Raw genomic sequence first — 4286 nt, forward strand, 5'->3', positions numbered from 1 at the left:
CCGGCCGGTGTTTCTCTTCTTGTGCTGACGTGTCCACATGACCCGAACCCTCGCGGCCGCGAACGCAAGCGGCCATTTGAGTCTTTTTCGCCCGATTGTGCTTAATGGACGGTTACGGCCGGTCGGGTCGAGGTTTGCAAGAACAAAAAAGGGCGGGATGTCCCCGCCCTTTTATGGTTCCAAATGAGCCGGATCAGCCTTTGATCACCGACTTGCCCGCGTAGCGCGCCTGCCTGCCGAGCTCCTCCTCGATCCGGATGAGCTGGTTGTACTTGGCCATGCGGTCCGAGCGCGACAGCGAGCCGGTCTTGATCTGTCCGCAATTGGTGGCGACGGCGAGGTCGGCGATGGTCGAATCCTCGGTCTCGCCCGAGCGGTGCGACATGACGGCGGTATAGCCCGCCTTGTGCGCGGTCTCGACGGCGTCGAGCGTCTCGGTCAGCGAGCCGATCTGGTTGACCTTGACCAGGATCGAATTGGCGACGCCCATGCGGATGCCGTCGCGCAGCCGCGCCGTGTTGGTGACGAAGAGGTCGTCGCCGACAAGCTGGGTCTTCGTGCCGATCAGGTCGGTCAGTATCTTCCAGCCTTCCCAGTCGTCCTCGGCAAGGCCGTCCTCGATGGTGATGATTGGATAGTCGGAGGCGAGCTTGGCAAGGTATTTCGCCTGCGCTTTCGGATCGCGCGTCTTCTTCTCGCCCTCATAGACGTAGTTGCCGTCCTTGAAGAACTCGGTCGCGGCGCAATCGAGGCCGAGGGCTACGTCCTCGCCCGGCTTGAAGCCGGCCTTCTCGATCGATTCCATGATGAAATCGAGCGCCGACGGCGCGCTCTTCAGGTTGGGGGCGAAGCCGCCCTCGTCGCCGACATTGGTGTTGTGGCCGGCGTCCTTCAGCTTCTTGCGCAGCGTGTGGAAGATCTCGGAGCCCCAGCGCACGCCGTCGCGCAGCGTCGGCGCGCCGACCGGCAGGATCATGAATTCCTGAAAGTCGATCGGATTGTCGGCGTGGGCGCCGCCATTGATGATGTTCATCATCGGCACCGGCAGGACATGCGCCTTGGTGCCGCCGACATAGCGGTAGAGCGGCAGGCCGGCGGCATCCGCGGCAGCCTTGGCAACCGCCAGCGACACGCCGAGGATGGCGTTGGCGCCGAGGCGGCTCTTGTTCGGCGTGCCGTCGAGCTCGATCATCGTCTGGTCGATATGGATCTGGTTCTCGGCCTCCATGCCGCCGATCGCCTCGAACAGCTCGCCGTTCACCGCCTCGACGGCGCGCTCGACGCCCTTGCCGAGATAGCGCGGTCCGCCGTCGCGTACTTCGACCGCCTCGTGCGCGCCGGTCGAGGCGCCGGACGGCACCGCGGCGCGGCCCATCGAGCCGTCTTCCAGCACCACGTCGACCTCAACGGTCGGATTTCCACGGCTGTCCAGGATTTCACGCCCGACAATGTCGATGATGGCGGTCATTTGCGATGTCCCCGATTGATCGATTGAAGCGTCGCGCCCCTCTTAGCCAAAGCACCGCAAAAGGCAATCGGGCCGCCTGCAAATATTGCCGGCGGCAAGAGTCACGATGCGCAAATTTCTGTCATCATAAGTCATGCGCATGACCGGCCCTTCTGAACTATGATCGGGTTCGCGCGGGGCGAAACAGGAGGAGTTTCGCCATGTCCCAGTTGAGCGGTATCGTGAGTTTGTTCCTGATCGCGGCTGCGTTCCTGACGTCGTGCGACAGCCAGAAACCCCAGCAAAGCTCCGTGGAGCTTTTTCACGCGACAGAGTAGCTCGAACAGAGTGGTTGAGACGTTCAAGGCCCCGGTTCTCCGGGGCCTTTCGCTTTCAGCCAGCCGACCTGGTTGGTCAATGCCAGTAAGGCTTTACGTGATAGTATTGGAAGGACGCATCGCGGGCTGCTTCGCCATCGGCGCCGGTCAGCTCCTTGATCGAGTAGGCCGGCGCCGCCTTGAGCTGGTCCTTGGTGAACGGCACGACATAGCCGCCTCTATCTTCGTCATAGTCGAGCGTCGCCCACGGAACGGCATGATATTTCTCGCCCATGCCGAGAAAGCCGCCGAAGCCAATCACAGCGAACATGATGCCGTTCGACATCTTGTCGAGCATGACATCCTCGATGCTGCCGATGCTGTCGCCGGCGGTGTTGTAGACCGAAGTACCGATGACGCGTGAGGCGGCAATGGCTTCGGTATGCCCAGACGGGGTGGTCATTGTTGTGCTCCTCTCATTTGAATGTCCGTCTGGACAATGAGGGGAGCGGGCGAAGGTTCCAGACTTTTCCGCCGGCGGCCTGATCCTAATCGGCAAGGATGAAGGTCACCTTCATATTGACGCGATAGGCGGAGATCTTGCCGTTCTCGATCACGATCTTCTGGTCCTGGATCCAGGCGCCTTCCACGTTCTTCAGGGTCTTTGCGGCGCGCGCAATGCCATTCTCGATTGCGTCCTGAAAGCTTTTGTTGGACGACGACGTGATCTCGGTGACCCGGGCGACAGACATGGCTTCCTCCTGCCAACGCACTCAGTTGCGAAGAAGAGCGTACAGCCGGCGGTTGCCAGCGACAAGCCAGACGAGATTGCAGGCTCGCCAGCATTGTCTCCCCGTCGCATTGCATGGCATTGTCGCATCAGGGGGTGGCGATGAGCGGAAAGCGCAATCGGCGGCAGACCAGTGTGCAAGCGCCGGCGCCGGTGGTCGACGCCAACGCCGCCAATGCGTCCAGCGGATACTTCTTTGCCGGCGGCATGGGCCTGATCGGCATATTGATCGTCTGGTGGTTCGAGCTCCCACTCAACTTCGACGTCACGGATCGCGAATTCAATCCGCTGATCTTCATCCCCGTCGTATTCGTCCTCATTGCGCTCTACTCGCTGCTGAAGGCGATCCGCGACACGTTGCGGGTTCGCAAGTTCGGCACGACGACACTTGTCGCCGGACCCGCGACGGCCGGCCGGCGCTTCGAAGGTTCGGTACGATCAAGCCGCGATCTGGCGCCGGACGGCGACTACACGGTGCAACTGAAGTGCATCCGCACCTACCGGGTCGGCGGCCCGATCGTGAACACCAGCGGGACGCAAAAATCGACCTACAAGGACGAGCTCAAATGGCAGGAAACGATCGCCGTGCCATGCGCGTCGATCCGGTCGAGCGCAGGCATTCCCTTCGCTTTCCAGATACCGCCCGAGGCGCTGGCCTCCAAAGGGCCGCCGATATATGAGCGGGTGGATGGCAATGTGCGATGGATCCTGACCGTCAGCGCTCCCATGCGGGGGCTGGACTACTACGCCGTCTTCGCAATCGACATGCGTGGCGCCGGAAGCAGAGAATGACGGGGCGGGACTTAGCGCCCCTTTGCGACGCGGTCGAATGCCATCAGCTTTTCCAGCAAGGCCGGCATGTCCTTGAGAGGCACCATGTTGGGGCCGTCGGAAGAGGTCGAGTTGTCCGGATCATGGTGGGTCTCGATGAAGACCCCGGCGACGCCGACGGCGACGGCTGCGCAGGCCAGTGTTGCCACGAAGCGCCGCTCACCGCCGGAGGAGGCGCCCTGCCCGCCCGGCTGCTGCACGGAATGAGTGGCGTCGAAAATCACCGGCGCGCCGATCTCGGCCATGATCGGCAGCGCGCGCATGTCCGACACCAGCGTGTTGTAGCCGAAGGATGCGCCGCGCTCGGTGACCAGCACGTTCGGGTTGCCGGAACCCGTGATCTTGGCGACGACATTCTTCATGTCCCAGGGCGCGAGGAACTGGCCCTTCTTCACGTTGACGATTTTGCCGGTCCGCGCAGCGGCGACAAGCATGTCGGTCTGGCGCGAAAGGAAGGCCGGTATCTGCAGGACGTCGACATGCGGCGCCACGATCGCGCATTGCTCCTCGGTGTGGACGTCGGTCAGCACCGGCAGTGAAAACGTCTTGCGCAGATCGTCAAAGATGGGCATCGCCGCGTCGAGCCCGGCTCCGCGCGTCGCCGACAGCGAGGTGCGGTTAGCCTTGTCGTAGCTCGTCTTATAGACGAGGCCGATGCCCAGCCGCTCAGTCAGTTCCTTCAGCGCGCCGGCCATGTCGAAGGCGTGCTGGCGCGATTCGAGCTGGCATGGGCCGGCGATGAGCGACAAAGGCGCATTGTTCGCGAAGACGACCTTGCCGACAGTTACCGATGTATTAGGCGCCAGGGGCTCGCTCATGGGATCTCCCGAAAGATGAAGGCCGCGCCCTGACCGGGCGCCGGCGGCACGACAATATCGTTGCCGCTCATGTTGTGTTCGAT

General features: G+C 62.5%; 5 protein-coding genes. 1 reads left to right on the forward strand and 4 read right to left on the reverse strand.

The genetic code is table 11. The annotated features are described in order from the left end of the window. Positions 1–193 precede the first annotated feature (193 nt). The 3 genes from eno to EOA29_RS27095 all read right to left on the reverse strand — a co-directional run bounded on the left by eno (position 194) and on the right by EOA29_RS27095 (position 2516). A complete protein-coding gene (eno, locus tag EOA29_RS27085; protein ID WP_126094061.1) occupies positions 194–1468 on the reverse strand; it encodes a phosphopyruvate hydratase in 1275 nt (424 codons plus the stop codon). Between the two features lie 393 nt (positions 1469–1861). Beyond that, entirely contained in the window at positions 1862–2227 is a 366-nt protein-coding gene (locus tag EOA29_RS27090) for a PRC-barrel domain-containing protein (protein WP_126094062.1), read from the reverse strand. A gap of 85 nt (positions 2228–2312) precedes the next feature. After that, positions 2313–2516 (reverse strand): dodecin family protein, encoded by a 204-nt coding sequence (locus EOA29_RS27095; RefSeq protein ID WP_126094063.1) that lies wholly within the window; start codon positions 2514–2516, stop codon positions 2313–2315. Between the two features lie 140 nt (positions 2517–2656). Here EOA29_RS27095 and EOA29_RS27100 point away from each other — a divergent pair, with 140 nt between their 5' ends. Beyond that, on the forward strand, positions 2657–3346 hold the full coding sequence (locus EOA29_RS27100) for a hypothetical protein (RefSeq protein ID WP_126094064.1): 690 nt from the start codon (positions 2657–2659) through the stop codon (positions 3344–3346). A gap of 11 nt (positions 3347–3357) precedes the next feature. Here the strand turns inward: EOA29_RS27100 and kdsA are convergent, their stop codons facing one another. Further along, positions 3358–4203 carry a 3-deoxy-8-phosphooctulonate synthase gene (gene kdsA / locus EOA29_RS27105; RefSeq protein WP_126094065.1) on the reverse strand — a complete coding sequence of 282 codons (846 nt, stop codon included), beginning with the start codon at positions 4201–4203 and terminating at the stop codon, positions 3358–3360. Positions 4204–4286: the final 83 nt, after the last annotated feature.

Source organism: Mesorhizobium sp. M1E.F.Ca.ET.063.01.1.1 (assembly GCF_003998155.1).
GTDB lineage: Bacteria > Pseudomonadota > Alphaproteobacteria > Rhizobiales > Rhizobiaceae > Mesorhizobium.

Excerpts from the sequence above, each read along its gene's own strand:
- EOA29_RS27090 (WP_126094062.1), bottom strand. The coding sequence starts at position 2,227 with ATGACCACCCCGTCTGGGCATACCGAAGCCATTGCCGCCTCACGCGTC.
- kdsA (WP_126094065.1), bottom strand. The coding sequence starts at position 4,203 with ATGAGCGAGCCCCTGGCGCCTAATACATCGGTAACTGTCGGCAAGGTC.
- EOA29_RS27095 (WP_126094063.1), bottom strand. The coding sequence starts at position 2,516 with ATGTCTGTCGCCCGGGTCACCGAGATCACGTCGTCGTCCAACAAAAGC.
- EOA29_RS27100 (WP_126094064.1), top strand. The coding sequence starts at position 2,657 with ATGAGCGGAAAGCGCAATCGGCGGCAGACCAGTGTGCAAGCGCCGGCG.
- eno (WP_126094061.1), bottom strand. The coding sequence starts at position 1,468 with ATGACCGCCATCATCGACATTGTCGGGCGTGAAATCCTGGACAGCCGT.